This is a genomic window from Streptomyces sp. NBC_01506 (assembly GCF_045040295.1).
In the GTDB taxonomy this organism is placed as follows: domain Bacteria; phylum Actinomycetota; class Actinomycetes; order Streptomycetales; family Streptomycetaceae; genus Streptomyces.
In genome coordinates this window covers 8,694,328-8,711,856 of the sequence record NZ_CP109422.1, presented here as the reverse complement: position 1 = coordinate 8,711,856, position 17,529 = coordinate 8,694,328, and the positions used below count along the sequence as shown (strand labels likewise).

The following is a 17,529-nucleotide window of genomic DNA, read 5'->3' as shown; positions in this document are numbered from 1 at the left end:
TTCAGGACGCGTGGGCGCGCAGCGCGGTGCGCAGCACCCGTACGACCCGTTCGACCTGGTCCATGCTCAGTTCGGCGTGCATGGGTATGGCCAGGGTGCGGCGGAAGAGATCCGCGGAGACGGGGCAGGTGTGCTTCGTGGCGAACACCGGCTGCAGATGGGTGGCCCAGGCGCCGTGCCCGCAGCCGATGCCCGCCGCGCGCAGGTCGGTGGCGACCTTCGCGCGGTCCACGCCCGCGTCAAGGGTCACCGGGTAGGACTGCCAGGCGTGGGTGCGGTCCGCGGGCACGTGCGGCACGCTCAGCAGTTCCTCGCCGGCCAGGAGTTCGCCGTAGCGTGCGGCGACGGCGCGGCGGCGCTGGAGGAGTTCGCCGGTCCGCCCGAGCTGCACCCGCAGGATCGCCGCGGCGATGTCGGACAGTTTGAAGTTGTAGCCGATCTCGGTGAACTCCGGCACGGGCAGGCCGACGATCTGCGCCTGGTCGAAGATGCTGCCGATGCCGAACGAGGAGCGCATGCGCGCGTCGCGGGCGACCGCCGGGTCGGTGGCGATCAGCGCCCCGCCCTCACCGCTGGTGGCCCCCTTGCGCCCGTGGAAGGACAGACAGGCCACCGGGGCCAGCGCGCCCGCCTCGCGGCCCTGGTAGGTGGCGCCGACCGCGCAGGCGGCGTCCTCGACGAGGAACAGCCCGTGCCGGTCGGTGACCGCCTTCAACTGCGCGTAGTCCGCGGGCAGTCCCAGTGTGTCGACCGCGATCACGCCCACGGTCCGCGGGCCGATGAGGTCCGCGACCGCCTGCGGGTCGACGGTCCCGGTGTCCGCGCGCACGTCGGCCGTCACCGGGGTGGCACCGACGTAGCGCACCGCGTGGGCGGGGGCCGGGAAGGTGTAGTCGGCGACGATCACCTCGTCGCCGGGTGCCACGCCGAGCGCGAGCATGGCCAGGTGCAGCGCCGCGCCGCAGTTGCTCACCGCGACCGCGCCGCCGGCCGCGTAACGCCGCGTCAGCTCGGCCTCCAGCCCGGTGCCCTGCGGGCCCTGGCCGGCCGGCCAGCCGGAGGTGAACACCTCGGCCACCGCGGCCAGTTCGCGCTCGCCCAGGCTCGCGCGCACCAGGGGAATCGTGTCCGTCGCGTTCATCTGGCTCACACTCCGTGCTCGGTCGCCGGCCGGGTGGGAAGGAGGGCGGGAGGGTCGTAGCGAAGCGGTGTGAGCTGGTCGACGTCGTAACGCCGGCGCATCCGCTCCACGGCCCGGGGGTCGACCGTCTCGCCGGACGCCCAGATCTCCGCGATCTCCTCGAAGTACAGCTCGTGGTACGGCGAGGGGAAGCACTGGAACAGCATGCGTGCCGGTGCGTCGGAGGCGTTTTTGAACGCGTGCGGGGTTCCGGGGGGAACGAACATGCACGCGCCCTCGGTCGCCCGGATCACCCGGTCCCCCTGCGGGGACCGCCAGTCCTGCCAGGACTGGCCGGTGCGTTCCTGCGGCTCGAACGCCATGAGCTGCAGCTCGCCTTGAAGGACGTAGAAGAATTCCTGCGAGTCGCGGTGGACATGGGCCCCGACGTCGAAGCCGGGCGGCACGACCACCTCGAAGATCGACACGGCCGAACCCTGCGCCTTCGTCGCCTTGAAGGTCACTTCCTGCGCCTTCGTGATCAGCCTGCGCCCCTGGCCGGGCGGCAGGACGACGCCGCTCATGCGGCCTTGCCCAGTCGCGCCGGGGCGTCGGCGCCCCAGCGGCCCAGCGCCATCTCCGCGGTGATGCCGGGACCGAAGCCCGCGATCAGACCGGTGGCCTCGGGCCGGGGGGTGTCCTGCTCGAACAGCCGGCGCGCCGCGTCGAGCACGACGGCGCTGGCGATGTTCCCGTACTCGGTCAGCGTCGCCCAACTGTGCCGGAACACCTCACGGTCGACGTCGAGGAACTTGGCGAGATCGTCCAGGATCCGCGGGCCGCCGGCGTGCACGATGTAGAAGTCGAGGCTGCCGATGTCCCAGCTGTGGTCCTTGGCGAACTCCCGCAGCACCGGGGCGAGCGGTTCCATCGTCCCGGGCACCCGGCGGTCCAACTGGAAGTGGAAGCCGGTGTCGCGCACCGAGTAGGAGATCCAGTCCTCGGTGTGGGGGATGAGGTAGGAGGCGTTGCGCTCCAGCTCGATGCCGGTGCCGCCGCTGCCGCGCACCACGGCGGCGGCGACCGCGTCGCCGAACAGCCCGTCGGACAGCAGCGAGCCGATGTCGTCGGCGTCGGGCTGGTAGCACAGTGAGCACAGCTCGCACGCGACGATCAGGACGTTGTTGCCCGGGTGGGCCAGGCAGAAGTCGTGCGCGCGGTTGATCGCCGCGCCGCCGGCGGCGCACCCCAGTTGCGCGATGGGTATCTGGCGGGTGTCGGAGCGGAATCCGAGTGTGTTGATCAGCCACGCGGTGAGTGAGGGCATCAGGAATCCGGTGCACGACACGTAGATGATCGCGTCGATGTCACGTGCCGTCATATCGGCGTTCTGAAGGGCCTGTTCGACGACCTGGGGGCAGCGCTTCTTGGATTCGATCTCGTAGATACGGTTGCGTTCCGTCAGGCCCGGATGGCGCAGCGTCTTCTCGATCGGCTGCACCAGATGCCGTTTCTGCACCCCTGTGTTGCGGATCAGCCGCAGCGCCAGCGGAAGCTGCGGCTTTCCGTCGTGGGCGCTTCGGGCGAATTCCAGAGTCTCTTCCATCGTGATGACGTGTTCCGGCGCATGCACCGCGGGCTTGCATAGCCTTGGCATATCTGGGGTCCGCTCTCTGTAGAGTCTGCCTTCTGTACGGGAAGAGCCCCGGTGCTCGTCGGGCGGGTGCCGCCCGCGGACGCGCGCGTGGGACCCCGCGCCGAAAGGCCGGGGCCCGGGGGCGGGGTTGCGGGTGAGGTGTGGGGCGGGACGCGTCGCGCGAAGGCCCCTGCGGGCGCCGGACGGTTGTTCCGCCGGGGCACAGGGCCGCCCGGGTACAGGGCGTGTCCGGCACGGACCCGGTTCGCCTGTACGGGGGGGTGGACACTCAACCCGCTGCCGCACGGCAGGTTTTGGGCAGGGGGAGCTTGCTCAAATAGTGACACGGCCGTCACGTGCGCGCCAAGAGCACCGTGAAGTGACGTGGATCACGTCAACCGGCGTCAACCGGGGGCGCGGGGACGGGAGTTCTCCCGCCCGCGCGGCCGGGTGCCGGGCGGTTCGTGCCGGGCGGTCTGTGCGGGGGTGCGGGTCAGGTGCCGGGGTGCGGCGCCGTGCCGGGTTCGGGCGGCAGGATCAGGGTGGGTTCCAGTACGGCACGGGCGGCCGGGGCGGGGGCGGTGCGTGCCGGCGCGGACCGCGTACCGCGCCGCTGGGGCCACCCGGCCTGGGCGGCGACCACCGCGGCGTAGGGGATGACGACCCCGCCGGTCAGGGCGCAGACGGCGAGGACGGGCCAGCGGTTCCAGGTGGCGGCCATCACCAGCACACAGGCGGTGCGCACCAGCATGGCCGTGATGTAACGGCGCTGACGGGCGCGCAGGTCCTGGGTCAGGCCGGGGCGGGCCCCGGTGACGGACTGGGGCCGGGGCGCGCCGGGCCGCGGTGCTGGGCTCATCGGGCCTTTCGTGGGCACTGCGGCAAGGGGCGCCGGCCGGCCGGGACGGGCCGGCCCCCCGGCCCGGTCCGGTCCGGATCGCGGCGGACGCCGCGCCGGGTCAGCGCAGTTGGCCCGGCTCCCGTTCCCGTTCGGTGGCGGGGCGGGGCACGGCGGGGCCGCTGTGCCCGTCGTGGCCGTCGGACGGGCCCAAGGAGCCGTCGGGTGTGTGGGCGGTGTGCTCGTGGGCCTGCTCCAGCTCCCGGGGTGCCGGTTTTTCGATGTTCCCGCCGTACAGCCAGCGGCTGAGGCGGTGGCGCAGGACCTGGGTGCGGGCGCGCGGGCGGGGCACGCCGTCGTGTTCGGCCACGGGCTCGGGCATCGGCTCGTAGTCCTGCCGGGACAGCAGCGCGTAGCGCTGTCCGGGGTCCAGGGGCTCGTGGACCTCGACGAACTCGCCGTGCGGCAGCCTTCTGATCCTGCCGCTCTCGCGGCCGTGCAGGATTTTGTCGCGGTCGCGGCGCTGGAGGCCCAGGCAGAGCCGTTTGGTGATGATGTAGGTCAGTGCCGGGACGAGGAAGATCCCGATGCGTACGGCCCAGGTGATCGTGTTCAGGGACAGATGGAGGCGTTCGGCGAGGATGTCGTTGGCGCCGCCGAAGAACAGCACCAGGTACAGGGCGACGAAGGCGATGCCGAACGCGGTGCGTGTGGGGTGGTCGCGCGGCCGGTCCAGGAGGTGGTGTTCGCGTCTGTCGCCGGTGACCCAGGCTTCCAGGAACGGCCACAGGCCGATCACCGCGATCATCAGTGTGGGCACGACGACGGCCGGTATCAGGGCGCCCATGTTGACGGTGTAGCCGCCCGGTATGACGAACTCCCAGGCGGGCATGGCCCGCAGGGCGCCTTCGAGGAAGCCCATGTACCAGTCGGGCTGGGAGCCCTGGGAGATCTGGTCGGAGCGGAAGGGCCCGTAGACCCACACGGGGTTGATCTGGGCGATGCCCGCGAGGAGCGCGAGGACACCGAAGACCAGGAAGAAGAAGCCGCCCGCCTTGGCCGTGTAGTTGGGCACCAGGGGTTCGCCGACGACGTTGTTCTCGGTGCGGCCGGGCCCGCGGAACTGGGTGTGCTTGTGGTAGAAGACCAGGATCAGGTGGACGGTGAGCAGGATGAAGATGAGTGCGGGCAGCAGCAGGATGTGTACGGGGTAGAGCCGGGTGACGACTTCGGTTCCGGGGAACTCGCCGCCGAACAGGAGCATGTGGGCGTAGGTGCCGAGCACCGGGACGGCGAGGGTGACGCCCGAGGCGATGCGCACGCCGGTGCCCGAGAGCAGGTCGTCGGGGAGCGAGTAGCCGAAGAAGCCCTCGAGGGTGACCAGGATCAGCATCGTGAAGCCGATCAGCCAGTTGGCCTCGCGCGGCTTGCGGAAGGAGCCGGTGAGGAAGTGCCGCAGGGTGTGCAGGCACAGGGCGCCGATCATGATCAGGGCGGACCAGTGGTGGAGCTGGCGGATGAGCAGGCCGCCGCGTATCTCGAAGCTGATCTCGACGGTGGAGGCGTACGCCTCCGACATCAGCACGCCCTGGAGCGGGACGTAGGGGCCGTCGTAGACGGTCTCGGCCATGCTGGGGTCGAAGAAGAAGGTGAGCCAGGTCCCGGTGAGCAGCAGGATGATGAAGCTGTAGAGCGCGATCTCGCCGAACATGAACGACCAGTGTTCGGGGAACACCTTGCGGATCAGAAACCGGAACTGGTAGAGCCCCAGCCGCCCGTCCGCCCAGTCGGCGACCCGCTCACCCTTCGGTGTCTCGGTCCGTGAGCCCTGCGGGGCCGTTCCGGTCGTGCTCATACCCGCGCGCCCTCCCCATCGCCGCCGGCCGTGACAGGCACACCCGGTCCGGCCGGCGAGCGGTCGTTGGTCCAGGCGGTCCGCCGCGGCGCGGGCGGGCCTGTGCCCTGGATCAGTGGGAACGCTATCGACGCGCGGCGCGGGCGGACAACCTCTGCGGGCCGGGGCCCGGTCCAACTGGACTGGTTCTTGAGCGAGTTACGAGGTGCCGGGGTGTTTCGGCCACCGGGGGGCGTAACAGGGCTGATTCCCGGCCATGTTCGCGGGTGTACGGCGGGCGGGGGCGGCTCAGGGGGGCGCGTACGCCGGTTCACGGCCGGTGCGGGTCGCGGGCCGGGGTGGTGGCCGGCGGCTGCGGTGGCGGCGGGGTGGTGGGTGTGCGCCGGGCGGAGCCGGTGGACACGGCGGTGGCGGGGCGGCGCCGGCGGGTGTCGGGGCCGTGGGTGGTGCTGGGGGGCGCGGCCGGGGCCGGGGCCGGGGCGTGCGGGCGGCGCAGTGCCGCCCGCAGCGCCCTCGGCCGCAGCGCGGCGGCGGGCGGGGAGGCGCTCTGCAGCCGTTCGAGCAGCAGTGTCGCCGCGTTCGTGTCGGTGCTCGCGGCGGTGGCGATCCGGGCCGCGAAGCGCCTGCCGAGCCGTTCGGCGCGGCCCGGGGCCCGCGGGTCCTTATCCCCCTGTGCCGCGCGCAGTTCGCGGGTGCTCGTGCGCCAGGCGGGGGCCAGTTGGTGGGCGAGGGCCCGGCGCATGCGGTGGCCGAGGCCGATGGCCGTGCCGTGTCCGGCGAGCAGGTGGTCCAGGACCAGGGCGCACTGCACCGCGGTGGTCATGCCCTGGCCGTGGGCCGGGTCGAGGACGGCGAGGGCGTCGCCGACGACGAGGAACTGGTCGGGCCAGCGGCGCAGTTTCTCGTAGTGGCGCCAGCGGTTGCCGGTGCGCGTCCAGCGGTAGACGGGGCCCAGCGGGGTGGCGGCGTCCAGGACCTCGCGCAGCAGGGGGTGGCGCAGGGCGCCCGCGGCGTCCAGCAGCTCCTGGTGGTCGGCGGGCGGGCGCATGCCGTCGCCGGCGCACAGCGACACCGACCAGCGGCCGCCCTCGATGGGGTTGAGGGTGCCCTGGGACCGGTCGGCGGCCGAGGGCATGAGCAACAGGGCCTTCCAGTCGGCGACATGGCCGACGGGCGGGGCGAACACGGCGGTGGCGACCGCGGTACGGGCACCGGCCACCGTTTCGCCAGGGGGCTCGTAGCCGAGTTCGGCGAGCCACTTCGGGGCGTGTGAGCCGCGTCCGGTGGCGTCGACGACGAAGTCGGCCGGTATCAGGTGCGCGGCGGCCCGTCCGCCGGGCGCCGCGCGGTCGCGCCGGCGTGCCCATACGCCGGTGACGGTGTCGTGGCGGCCGGGGTTCAGGGCGACGACCTCGTGCCCGGGGAGGAAGGCCACCGCGGGGTCGGCGCGCAGCCGCTGGCGTATCACCGAGTCGATCAGGTCGCGGCCGGCGCTGAGCATCGACAGGTGCGAGTCGAACCGGGGCAGCCAGCCGCCCGGACCCAGGAGCAGCATGTCCCGGGGCATCCGCACCCGTACCGCTCCGGCGCCGGTCAGGTCCTGGCCGATACCGGGGAACAACTGCTCCAGGCCCCGCTGGGCGGCTGTCATGAGGCTGTGGGTGTGCCGTGCCTGGGGCACTCCCGGGCGCCGGGCGGGGCCGGGGGGCACCCAGTCGCGCTCGATCACGGTGACCCGGTCCATGAAGTTGGCCAGGGCGCGCGCCGCGGTGAGCCCGGCGAGGCCCGAGCCGACGACCACGGCATGACCGTGACCGCCCCTGCCCCCGCCGCTGCCACCCGCGTCCCGGCTCAAGTCGCCCGCCTTCCCCGTGTGTTGTGGTTGCATCATGCGGGGCGCGGCCGTGCGGGCGGGAGGGTTCGCACCGCCGGGGGCCGGGGCCTCGAGTGAACGTCGAGGCGCCCACGAGGAGCCCTCGAGCGCCACCACGGGAACCCGGGCCGGGTGCGGGGGCGGGGAGACGGGGCGGTCCTCCCCCGGCGGCGCGGCGAGCTGTACGGCCCGGGCCGCGGACCGGCCGGCCGCGGGCGGGACTTGGCGGGGTTCGGGCCGCACGGCGCGGCAGGCACCCGGCCGGGGGCCGCGCGGCCCGGGTCAATGGTTCCCCGGCCTCGTCCTGCCCGGACGCGGCTCCGGCCGGGGGACTTGGGCCGGGACGGGCCGGCGGTGCCCTGTGCCGTACGGCGCGGTGAACACCCCGGGTCGGCCGGGACCGGCGGCGAGCTGTACGGCGCGGGCCGCCGACCGGGCGGACCTGGGCGGGACTTGGCAGGGTTCGGGCCGGGACAGCGGCGCCTCGTGCCGCACGGCGCGGCGAGTACCCGGCGGGCCGGTGGCCGGTCGGGACCCGCCCGGTGGCGGGCTGTCCGCCGGTGGCCAGGACGGCGATCGGCAGGGTTCGGGCGGGACTTGGGCCGGGGGGGGCGGTGCCTGGTGCCGTACGGCGCGGTGAACACCCGCGCCGGCCGGTGGCGGACTGTACGGCGCGGGGCGCCGACCGGGCGGGGCTTGGGCCGGGGCGGGAGTCGCCGTGCGGGGTGAGGGGGCGGCGTGTGCGGCCGCCGGCGGTGTGCCGGTGGCCGTACGCGCGGACGGTGACCCCGGGGGCTCAGGCGTCCGTCTTCGTGCCCGGGGCCGTGAGCGGGACGCGGGGCGTGGGCTGCTGTCGTGGGACGGCGAGGACCGCCGCCGCGATGGCGTCGGAGTCCTCGATGGTGACCGAGCCGACGCCGGGTCTGATGCCGGCGGCGGTCACCCAGTGCACGGACTCGGTGGGGACCCCGTAGGCGAAGCGCCGGGGGTGCGGCACGCCCCGGGCGTCGATCAGGTGGTAGGGCCGCGGGGACACGGCGAGGCCGCCGGTCTCGTAACCCGAACCGTCCCCGTCGCCGTCGTGGGTGATGCGGTACGGGCGGCACTGACCGGTGCGCAGCATCTGTCTCATCAGGGGGTCGGCGGTGCGGCGCAGGTCGATCTCGGGCAGGCGGGCCTCGATGAGTGCGGTGGCCCGTACCCGTACGTCCGGTATCCGGCTCGAGGTGGCGGTGAAGCAGGGGCCGAGCGGGTCGTGCTCCTGGGCGGTGATGTCGAGTCCGGGGCCGGTCACCTCCAGGATGCCCGCGTCCATGAGCGCGGCCATCTCCTCGATGCGTGAGGGCGGGGGGCCGATGGACAGATACGCGTTGAGCGGTGTGTAGCAGCGTTCGAGGTCGTCGCGGTGGGACGCGGCGCTCAGGCCGGCGTGGTCGACGGCCAGGCGCACCTCGTTGCGCAGGTCGCGCAGGACGTCGAGTGCGGCCTTGACCGGTCCGCTGACGTTGCCCTGGCGGGCCAGGGCGAGGTCCTGGTCGAGGTGGCCGCGCAGCCAGTCGCGGAAGGAGGCCAGGTCGCGCAGGGCGCGGGTGTCGTAGGGGCGGGCGACGCGCTGCCAGTCCCAGCGTTCGGCCGTGCCGATCCCGGCCTCGTCGAGGAGCCGGTCCTGGTCCGGGCCCGGTGCGGTGCGCAGGTAGCGTTCGGTGAACTCCTCGCGGGCCGGGCCGGGTTCGCCGCGGGCGGCGAGCAGGGCCGTGTAGTAGACGCCGCACACCTCCCTGGAGATCAGCGGCCACAGGTCGGCGGCGAAGTCGACGGCCGCGCCCCGGGCGCGCAGTGCCTCGATGTGGCCGGCGGTCAGCAGCCGGGGGAAGTAGCGTCCGTGGGCGCCCTTCTCGTTCTCGCCGCGCGCCTGGTAGGGCACGCCGCGCCGGGAGCCCGCGTACAGGCGCGGCTCGCGGCCGGAGGCCCGGTAGACCAGGCGGCCGGCGGTGCGGGTGAAGACGCCGCCGCGGCCGTGGGTGAACAGGGCCATGTAGTCGAAGAAGTTGAGCCCCAGTCCGCGCAGCAGCACGCTCTGGCCGGGGCGGATGCCCGACAGGTCCGCGTCGGCCGGGTTGGCGGGGGCCAGGTAGGTCAGGGCGTGCCGGGCGGCGAAGGCGGCCAGCCGCCGTTCGGTGGCGGTGGGCCGTACCGGTACGTGGCCCTGGGCCAGGACGACCGCGGACAGGCCGGCCAGGCGGGTGCCGTCCTCGAGTACGACCGTCTGGGTCCCGGCGCCGGGGGTGCCCGCGTCCTTGAGGGCGACGGCCCGTACGCGGTGCGTGCGTACCCTCACGTGGGCGGCGGCGTTCGCGACGACCCGCTGGAACGCCCAGGCCAGGTAGCGGCCGTAGAGCGCGCGGGTGGGGTAGACGTCGGGGCCCAGGGCGCGTGCCTCGGCGAGGACGTCCTCGCGGGCGGCGTGCGGGGCGGGTGTGCCCGCGGTGGGCGGGGCGGGCGGGGTGCGGGGGCCCGGCTCCAGGGTCTTGGCCCACTCGTAGAGGCTCGGCCCCTCCTCCAGCGGGCCGTCGATGCGCACGCTGGCGTCGGTGAACACCGTGACCTGGGAGGCGACGGTGTTCATCAGCAGGTGCCGGGACTGCGCGCAGCGCCATACCCGTCCCGGGCCCGGCGGGTCGGGATCGACGACATGCACGGTGACGGTGTCCCAGCGGGGCGACTTCCGTTCCTGCGCGCAGAGCCGTTCCAGCACGGACAGGCCCCGGGGTCCGGCGCCGACGAGACACACCTCCAGGTGTGCTGACGTGGCGTCACCGGCCGGCGGGGCCGGTGCGCGGGTGGTGGCCGGGTGGCCGGGTGACGATGGCTCCTGCGGGGGGAACTGAGCGTCCGCCGTCACCGGCGGTCCCGCGACGAGTCGGCCGCTTACTGCGCGTTCGCCTCCGTGCGTACCGTCCACAGTGCCTCCTTCCTTCCGCCACCGTCGAGGCAGGCGCTCTACCAAGGCTCGGTTCCGGGTGGAAGCCGACTTGAGGGGCGCGGGCGGTACGTGTGCCCGCGGTGCCGGCGCAAGCCGGCCCCGAACGAGGCTGTATCGGGACTCGAGCCGCCGGCCGGTGTAATTGGCACTGCCCGCCGGGACTCGCACCTGACTAACCGGACCAGGACACAGAGAGCGGAATATGGAGTTCCCCCGCAGATACGGACGCCCACCGACAGGAAAGCACTGAGTTAACTTCCGCAATCGGCACGGGAAAACCATGTGATTGAACAGCGGTTGCGGGGCGCGCCGCCCTCATGAAGGAGCTTCGATGAAGTTTCACCCATGCCCGAGAAGCCATACTCAAAAAAACCGTGCCGCCGCCGGGTCCGTCCTCTGCGCCCCCTGCGTCGGGCGGGTGGAACGCGGTCTGCGCGCGCTCCCCGGTCTGCACCAGGAGTGCCTGCACCAGGTGTCACCGACCGTCAGGCAGACGAACCCGACCAAGGTTTCGGGCTCCCGGAAGTGGGATCACCTGGACATCTCGGTTCTCGATGCCCGTCATCACATCTTCGCCATTCTCGAATCATGGTCGGGCATGGTCGTGGAGAAACTCGGAACGACCGCCCCGCCCCGTACGGTTCCTCATCTGGCGCGGTTTCTCACGCACCATCTGGGATGGCTCACCGCCCAGTCCCCGGCGGTCGACTTTGCGGATGAAATCGAGAGCATCGTCGTTGAACTGCGCCGGACGATCGACCCCGACCCCAGTGATCTCCACGCGCTCATCAGAAAGTGTGTCGTGGACAACTGCCCGGGAACGATCAGTGCCCTGCCCCGCGGCGGCGCCGGTGCGCGAGGCGGCAGCATTACCTGCTCCTCGGGGCATTCGTGGGAAATACGCGAGTGGCTCGGTCTCCGGGAGCTCATGGAACGGCAGCGAAGGGGCGTCGACGCGTGATCAGACCACCGAGCCACCGGCTCGTCCCCACGAAGGTGGCCGCGCTCGCCGTGGGGGTGTCCGAGGCGACCATCCGCAAGTGGGTGAGCCGCGGGAAGATCACCCGCTACGGCGCGCCGCACCGCCGCTCGGAGTTCGACATCGAGGAACTCACGGAGATCGCCCGCCGGCGCCGGCCATGACCCCGCGACACCGGCACGCACACCGGCACGCACACAGGCACCGCCACCGGCAGGGGCAGGGGGCGGGGCGGTCGCGGCGGGCGGCCGAAGTCCCCCCGGCCGCACCGGTGTTGGCCCGCGCGGCCCGCGGTGCCCGTGCGCGGGTGCCCCTCGCGGCGCGGTGCGCGAGGGGCCCCGCCTTCAGTGACACAGGTCACTTCGGGGCGCGGTTGGCGTGCGGGCTCCCCCGTGTCACTATCTCCCCACGTCCACCCTGCCCGGAAGTTCCCGCGCGGCAGGCCCGGTCCCCGCGCGTACGGCAGCCTTCCCGCAGGCCGGCCCGGCTGCCCGCCCGGTGTGCGTCACACCTTGCGGCCCGGCCCGCGCCCCGTACAACACCCCTTGCGCCGCGCGCGGGTGACGGCCGTCCCGGTGCTCACGAAACCCCGCCCGCCCCGCGGCGCCCGCCGGTGTCCGCGCGCCGGCTCCCGCGCGCGCCGGGCGCCGTGTGTGCCGCCGTGTGTGCCGCCGTGTGCGGTCCGCCCCCGCGGCGCGGGAGGCCGTACGGGGTGCGGCTCCATTCGTTTCCCAGCGCTTTCGACGGTGCGGTCTCCATGCAGACAAGACAAAGGGAGCTGAGTGCGTTGACTCTTCCGACCTCGGTGGAGGGGGTGCCGGAAAGCGGCCGGACCCGCTCGGTCGGTATCGGCCGCGCCCATGCCAAGGCCATCTTGCTGGGGGAGCACGCGGTCGTCTACGGCGCCCCGGCGCTCGCGCTGCCGATCCCGCAGCTCACCGTCACCGCGAGCGCCGCGTGGTCCTCCCGTACGTCCGACAGCGCGGGCGCCCTGTCGTTCACGATGACCGGTTCCCCCTCCAGGGCGCTGGTGACGCAGGCCTCCGACGGGCTGCGCCGGCTGACGGAGGAGTTCCTGGCGCGTATGGGCGTGGGAGGCGGGGCGCACTTCGACGTGATCCTCGACGGGACGATCCCGCCCGGCCGGGGGCTGGGGTCCAGCGCGGCGAGTTCCCGCGCGATCGCCTTCGCCCTCGCCGATCTCTTCGGCCGCGAACTGACGCCGGGCGAGGCGTTCGCGCTGGTGCAGACGGCCGAGAACATGGCGCACGGGCGGGCCAGCGGTGTCGACGCCGTGGCGGTCGGCGCGGCGCGCCCGCTGCTGTTCCAGGGCGGCGAGAGCCGGGATCTGGGCATCGGCTGCGAGGGGCTGTTCATCATCGCGGACAGCGGTGTCGCGGGCAGCACCAAGGAAGCGGTCGCCATGCTCGGTGAGCGGTTCGGGCACCGCCCCGGGGCGCGCGAGAGGTTCGTGGGCCGCGCGAGGGAGCTGACCGAGGCGGGAGCGGCGGATCTCGCCGGCGGCAGGGCGGCGCAGCTCGGCGCCCGGCTGACGGACTATCACGAACTGATGCGGGCGGCCGGTCTCAGTACCGGCGCGATAGACGAGCTGGTCAGGGCCGCGCTCGGGGCGGGCAGTCTCGGAGCGAAGATCACCGGAGGCGGTCTGGGCGGCTGCCTGATCGCCCTGACCGGGCCGCAGCACGCCCGGGAGGTCACCCGGCGGCTGCACGAGGCCGGAGCCGTACAGACGTGGGTCCTGCCGCTGAAGGGGGCCTGAGAGCCGTGCGCCGTGAACACCCCTCCCCCGCCCCCGTCTTGTCCCCCGCGTCCCGGCCCGCCGGGCGGGCGGGCGCGGACGATGCCACCGCCGTCGCGCACCCCAACATCGCGCTGGTCAAGTACTGGGGCAAGCGCGACGAGCGTCTCGTGCTTCCCGTCACCTCCAGCCTGTCGATGACGCTGGACATCCTTCCCACGACCACCCGGGTCCGCCTGGTGGCCGGGGCCGGGCGCGACGAGGCGACGCTCAACGGCGTGAGCGCGACGGGCGAGACGCACCGGCGTATCACCGCCTTCCTCCAACTGGTGCGCGAGAGGGCCGGGGACGGCCGGCGGGCCGTCGTGGACAGCACGAACACCGTTCCCACCGGGGCGGGCCTGGCGTCGTCCGCCAGCGGGTTCGCCGCCCTGGCCGTCGCCGCCGCGGCCGCGTACGGGCTGGATCCGGGCACCACCGCGCTGTCGCGTCTGGCGCGGCGCGGGTCCGGGTCGGCGTCACGCTCGCTGTTCGGCGGCTTCGCCGTCTGGCACGCCGGCCACGACACCGCCACCGGCACGGTCACCGGCACCGGCACCGGCACGGCCGAGGAGGCGGAGGCGGAGGAGGCGGCGGATCTCGGCTCGTACGCCGAGCCGGTGCCCGCGGCGGCGGGCATGGACCCGGCGCTGGTCGTCGCCGTGGTCGACGCCGGCCCCAAGACCGTGTCCAGCCGGGAGGCGATGCGCCGCACCGTCAGCACCTCGCCGCTGTACCTGCCGTGGGCCGACTCCAGCACCCGGGACCTGGCGGACATGCGCACCGCGCTGCGGGCCGGCGACCTCGACGCGGTCGGGGAGATCGCGGAGCGCAACGCGCTGGGGATGCACGCGACCATGCTGGCGGCCCGCCCCGCGGTGCGCTACCTGTCACCGGCCACGGTCACCGTCCTGGACACCGTGCTGGGACTTCGGCGCGAGGGGATCGGGGCGTACGCGACGATGGACGCCGGGCCGAACGTGAAAATCCTGTGCCGTCGCACGGACGCGCCGCGGGTGGCGCAGGCCCTGCGCGCCGGTGCCGTGCGCGGCTCGGTCCTCGTCGCCGGGCCGGGGCCCGGCGCCCGCCTGCTGGGCGGGGAGCGATGAGTACCCCCCGGCACACGGTGGTACGCCGCGCGCCGGGCAAGCTGTTCGTCGCCGGCGAGTACGCGGTGGTGGAGCCCGGGAACCCGGCGATCCTGGTGGCGGTCGACCGGTATGTCACCGTCACCGCCTCCCCCCGCACCGGCGGGGGTGCGGGCGGGGCGGACGTGGTGATCTCCTCCGACCTCGCCCCGGGGCCGGTGGGATGGCGCTGGCACGGACAGCGCCTGGTCCTGCACGGCCCCGGCGACGGGCAACGGGCACGCGGTGCCCTGGCCCATGTGCTGTCCGCGATCGAGGTGGTGGGCAGTCTGGGGGCCGAACGCGGCCTGCCGGCGCCCGCGCTGGAGGTCTCGGTCAGCAGCCAACTGCACCAGGAGGGACGCAAGTTCGGCCTGGGCTCCAGCGGCGCGGTGACCGTGGCCACCGTCGCGGCCGTGGGGTCCTGGTGCGCGATGGACCTGTCGCCCGACGACCGGTTCCGCCTGGCCATGCTCGCCACCGCCCGGCTCGACGCCAAGGCGTCCGGCGGTGATCTCGCCGCCAGCACCTGGGGCGGCTGGATCGCCTACCAGGCACCCGACCGCGCCCATGTGCTCGACCTGGCCCACCGGCTGGGGGTGGGCACGGCACTGCGCGCGCCGTGGCCCGGTCACCGGGTGAGCAGACTGTCGCCGCCCGAGGGCCTGTCGCTGCAGGTGGGCTGGACCGGTGAACCGGCCTCCACCGCCTCCCTGGTCTCCGCCCTGCACCGGGGCACCTGGCGGGGCACCGCCTCCCACGGCAGGTTCGTCCGGACCACCACCGCCTGTGTGCGCGCCGCCGCCGCCGCGCTGCGCACCGGGGACCGGCAGGGCCTGCTGCACCAGATCCGCCTGGCGCGGCGCGAACTGGCCCGCCTGGACGACAAGGTCGGCCTCGGCATCTTCACCCCCGGGCTGAGAACCATGTGCGACGCCGCCGAGGCCGTCGGCGGCGCGGCCAAACCCTCGGGGGCCGGCGGCGGCGACTGCGGCATCGCCCTGCTGGACGCCGGCGCGCCGCGCGACATCACACACGTACGGGAGCGGTGGGCCACGGCCGGGGTGCTGCCCCTGCCCGTGCGTCCCGCCCTGGAAGGGACCGAACAATGAGCGCTCAACGCAAGGACGACCACGTCCGGCTCGCCATCGAGCAGCACCACGGGCACAGCGGGCACAACCAGTTCGACCAGGTGTCGTTCCTCCACCACGCCCTGGCCGGCATCGACCGGCCGGAGGTGTCCCTGGCCACCACCTTCGCCGGCATCACCTGGCAGGCGCCGATCTACATCAACGCGATGACCGGCGGCAGCGCCAAGACCGGTGCCATCAACCGGGACCTGGCCACCGCCGCCCGCGAGGCAGGGGTGCCCATCGCCTCGGGGTCCATGAACGCCTACCTCAAGGACCCCTCGTGCGCCGGCACGTTCCGTGTCCTGCGCGAGGAGAACCCGCACGGGTTCGTCATGGCGAACATCAACGCCACCACCACGGCCGGCAACGCGCGGCGCGCGGTGGACCTGCTGGAGGCCAACGCCCTGCAGATCCACATCAACACCGCGCAGGAGACGCCGATGCCCGAGGGCGACCGGTCGTTCGCCTCCTGGCCCGGACAGATCGAGAAGATCGCGGCGGCCGTCGAGGTCCCCGTCATCGTCAAGGAGGTCGGCAACGGGCTGAGCCGGCAGACGCTGCTGAGACTTCAGGACCTGGGGGTGCGGGCGGCGGACGTCAGCGGGCGCGGCGGCACGGACTTCGCCCGCATCGAGAACGGCCGCCGTGAAGTGGCCGACTACGCGTACCTGCGCGGCTGGGGGCAGTCCACCGCCGCCTGCCTGCTGGACGCCCAGGACCTCACCCTGCCCCTCCTGGCCTCCGGCGGTGTGCGCCACCCGCTGGACGTGGTGCGCGCGCTGGCGCTCGGCGCCCGCGCGGTCGGCTCGTCCGCGGGATTCCTGCGCACCCTGCTCGACGGCGGTGTCCCGGCACTCATCACCCAGCTCACGTCATGGCTGGACCAGCTCGCCGCGCTGCAGACCATGCTCGGCGCCCGCACCCCCGCCGACCTCACCCGCTGCGACCTGCTGGTCCACGGCGAACTGCGTGACTTCTGCGCCGACCGGGGCATCGACCCGCGGCGCCTGGCCCAGCGCACCGGCACCACCCCCGGAAACGGCAACGGCAACGGAAACGGCACCGGCCCTGGTGCGGGTGCGGCCGGGGCCGGGGTCCTCAACGAGATGACGGGAAGCACACCATGACAGACGCGCACGCGGTGGCCGGGGTCCCGATGAGATGGGTGGGACCCCTGCGTATCTCGGGAAACGTCGCGACCACCGAGACCCAGGTACCGCTGGCCACCTACGAATCGCCCCTGTGGCCCTCGGTCGGGCGCGGGGCGAAGGTCTCCATGCTGGCCGAACAGGGCATCGCCGCCACCCTCGTCGACGAGCGCATGACCCGCTCGGTGCTCGTCGAGGCCACGGACGCGGCAACCGCCCACCGGGCCGCGCAGAGCATCCAGGCGCGCACCGAGGAACTCGGTGAGGTGGTACGCGCCTCCAGCCGCTACGCCCGGCTGATCGGCGTACGGCACGAGATCACGGCCAACCTGCTGTTCATCCGCTTCGAGTTCTCCACCGGCGACGCCTCGGGGCACAACATGGCCACACTCGCCTCCGACGCGCTGCTCACCCACCTGCTGCGGGTCATCCCCGGAATCTCCTACGGATCGATCTCGGGAAACTACTGCACCGACAAGAAGGCCACCGCGATCAACGGGATCCTGGGCCGCGGGAAGAACGTCGTCACCGAACTGCTGGTGCCCCGCGAGGTGGTCACCGGCGTCCTGCGCACCACGGCGGCCAGGGTGGTCGAGCTGAACATCCGCAAGAACCTGCTCGGGACCCTGCTCGCCGGCGGTATCCGCTCGGCCAACGCCCACTTCGCGAACATGCTGCTCGGGTTCTACCTGGCGACGGGCCAGGACGCGGCCAACATCATCGAAGGATCACAGGGCATCACCATGGCCGAGGACCGCGACGGCGACCTGTACTTCTCCTGCACCCTGCCCAACCTGATCGTGGGCACCGTCGGCAACGGCAAGGGCCTGGGCTTCGTCGAGACGAACCTCGCCCGCCTCGGCTGCCGGGCCGAGCGCGCCCCCGGGGACAACGCGCGCCGGCTCGCCGTCATCGCCGCGGCGACCGTGCTGTGCGGAGAACTCTCCCTCCTGGCCGCCCAGACCAACCCCGGCGAACTCATGCACGCGCACGTGCGACTGGAACGCGAGAACACGACAGCGAAGGCCGGTGTATAGGG

Annotated in this window: 14 protein-coding genes; 7 read left to right on the top strand and 7 right to left on the bottom strand. The window is 73.4% G+C overall.

The genetic code is table 11. The annotated features are described in order from the left end of the window. Position 1: 1 nt before the first annotated feature. From OG329_RS39085 to OG329_RS39055, 7 genes are all read right to left on the bottom strand, one after another. A complete protein-coding gene (locus OG329_RS39085) occupies positions 2 to 1,141 on the bottom strand; it encodes a DegT/DnrJ/EryC1/StrS family aminotransferase (RefSeq protein ID WP_405791550.1) in 1,140 nt (379 codons plus the stop codon). Between the two features lie 5 nt (positions 1,142 to 1,146). Continuing rightward, on the bottom strand, positions 1,147 to 1,704 hold the full coding sequence (locus tag OG329_RS39080) for a cupin domain-containing protein (protein ID WP_405791552.1): 558 nt from the start codon (positions 1,702 to 1,704) through the stop codon (positions 1,147 to 1,149). Continuing rightward, positions 1,701 to 2,726, bottom strand: coding sequence for a type III polyketide synthase (locus tag OG329_RS39075; protein ID WP_405791553.1), 1,026 nt, complete (start codon positions 2,724 to 2,726; stop codon positions 1,701 to 1,703). Before OG329_RS39075 ends, OG329_RS39080 begins: the two co-directional genes overlap by 4 nt. 523 nt (positions 2,727 to 3,249) lie before the next feature. Further along, a complete protein-coding gene (locus OG329_RS39070) occupies positions 3,250 to 3,615 on the bottom strand; it encodes a DUF3099 domain-containing protein (protein ID WP_405791555.1) in 366 nt (121 codons plus the stop codon). Positions 3,616 to 3,715: 100 nt separating this feature from the next. Next, entirely contained in the window at positions 3,716 to 5,449 is a 1,734-nt protein-coding gene (locus OG329_RS39065) for a cytochrome bc complex cytochrome b subunit (protein WP_405791557.1), read from the bottom strand. Between the two features lie 310 nt (positions 5,450 to 5,759). Beyond that, the gene (locus OG329_RS39060; protein WP_405791559.1) at positions 5,760 to 7,304 is read right to left on the bottom strand and encodes an NAD(P)/FAD-dependent oxidoreductase; all 1,545 of its coding nucleotides are present in this window, start codon (positions 7,302 to 7,304) and stop codon (positions 5,760 to 5,762) included. A gap of 814 nt (positions 7,305 to 8,118) precedes the next feature. Continuing rightward, positions 8,119 to 10,113, bottom strand: coding sequence for an FAD/NAD(P)-binding protein (locus OG329_RS39055; protein WP_405801600.1), 1,995 nt, complete (start codon positions 10,111 to 10,113; stop codon positions 8,119 to 8,121). A gap of 523 nt (positions 10,114 to 10,636) precedes the next feature. Between OG329_RS39055 and OG329_RS39050 the strand changes: the two genes are divergently transcribed. The 7 genes from OG329_RS39050 to OG329_RS39020 all read left to right on the top strand — a co-directional run bounded on the left by OG329_RS39050 (position 10,637) and on the right by OG329_RS39020 (position 17,527). Continuing rightward, positions 10,637 to 11,266, top strand: a complete 630-nt coding sequence (locus OG329_RS39050; RefSeq protein WP_405791561.1) for a hypothetical protein — start codon at positions 10,637 to 10,639, stop codon at positions 11,264 to 11,266. Next, positions 11,263 to 11,448, top strand: a complete 186-nt coding sequence (locus OG329_RS39045; protein WP_405791563.1) for a hypothetical protein — start codon at positions 11,263 to 11,265, stop codon at positions 11,446 to 11,448. The genes OG329_RS39050 and OG329_RS39045 overlap by 4 nt, the downstream gene beginning before the upstream one ends. 623 nt (positions 11,449 to 12,071) lie before the next feature. Next, complete coding sequence (gene mvk, locus OG329_RS39040; protein WP_405791564.1) at positions 12,072 to 13,064, top strand: mevalonate kinase; 993 nt, start codon at positions 12,072 to 12,074, stop codon at positions 13,062 to 13,064. A 5-nt stretch (positions 13,065 to 13,069) separates the two neighbouring features. After that, positions 13,070 to 14,191, top strand: coding sequence for a diphosphomevalonate/mevalonate 3,5-bisphosphate decarboxylase family protein (locus OG329_RS39035; protein WP_405791566.1), 1,122 nt, complete (start codon positions 13,070 to 13,072; stop codon positions 14,189 to 14,191). Next, a complete protein-coding gene (locus OG329_RS39030) occupies positions 14,188 to 15,321 on the top strand; it encodes a phosphomevalonate kinase (RefSeq protein WP_405791568.1) in 1,134 nt (377 codons plus the stop codon). The genes OG329_RS39035 and OG329_RS39030 overlap by 4 nt, the downstream gene beginning before the upstream one ends. Continuing rightward, positions 15,318 to 16,469 (top strand): type 2 isopentenyl-diphosphate Delta-isomerase, encoded by a 1,152-nt coding sequence (fni, locus tag OG329_RS39025; protein ID WP_405791570.1) that lies wholly within the window; start codon positions 15,318 to 15,320, stop codon positions 16,467 to 16,469. Before OG329_RS39030 ends, fni begins: the two co-directional genes overlap by 4 nt. Then, positions 16,466 to 17,527, top strand: coding sequence for a hydroxymethylglutaryl-CoA reductase (locus OG329_RS39020; protein WP_405791572.1), 1,062 nt, complete (start codon positions 16,466 to 16,468; stop codon positions 17,525 to 17,527). Before fni ends, OG329_RS39020 begins: the two co-directional genes overlap by 4 nt. The last annotated feature ends 2 nt before the right edge of the window (positions 17,528 to 17,529 follow it).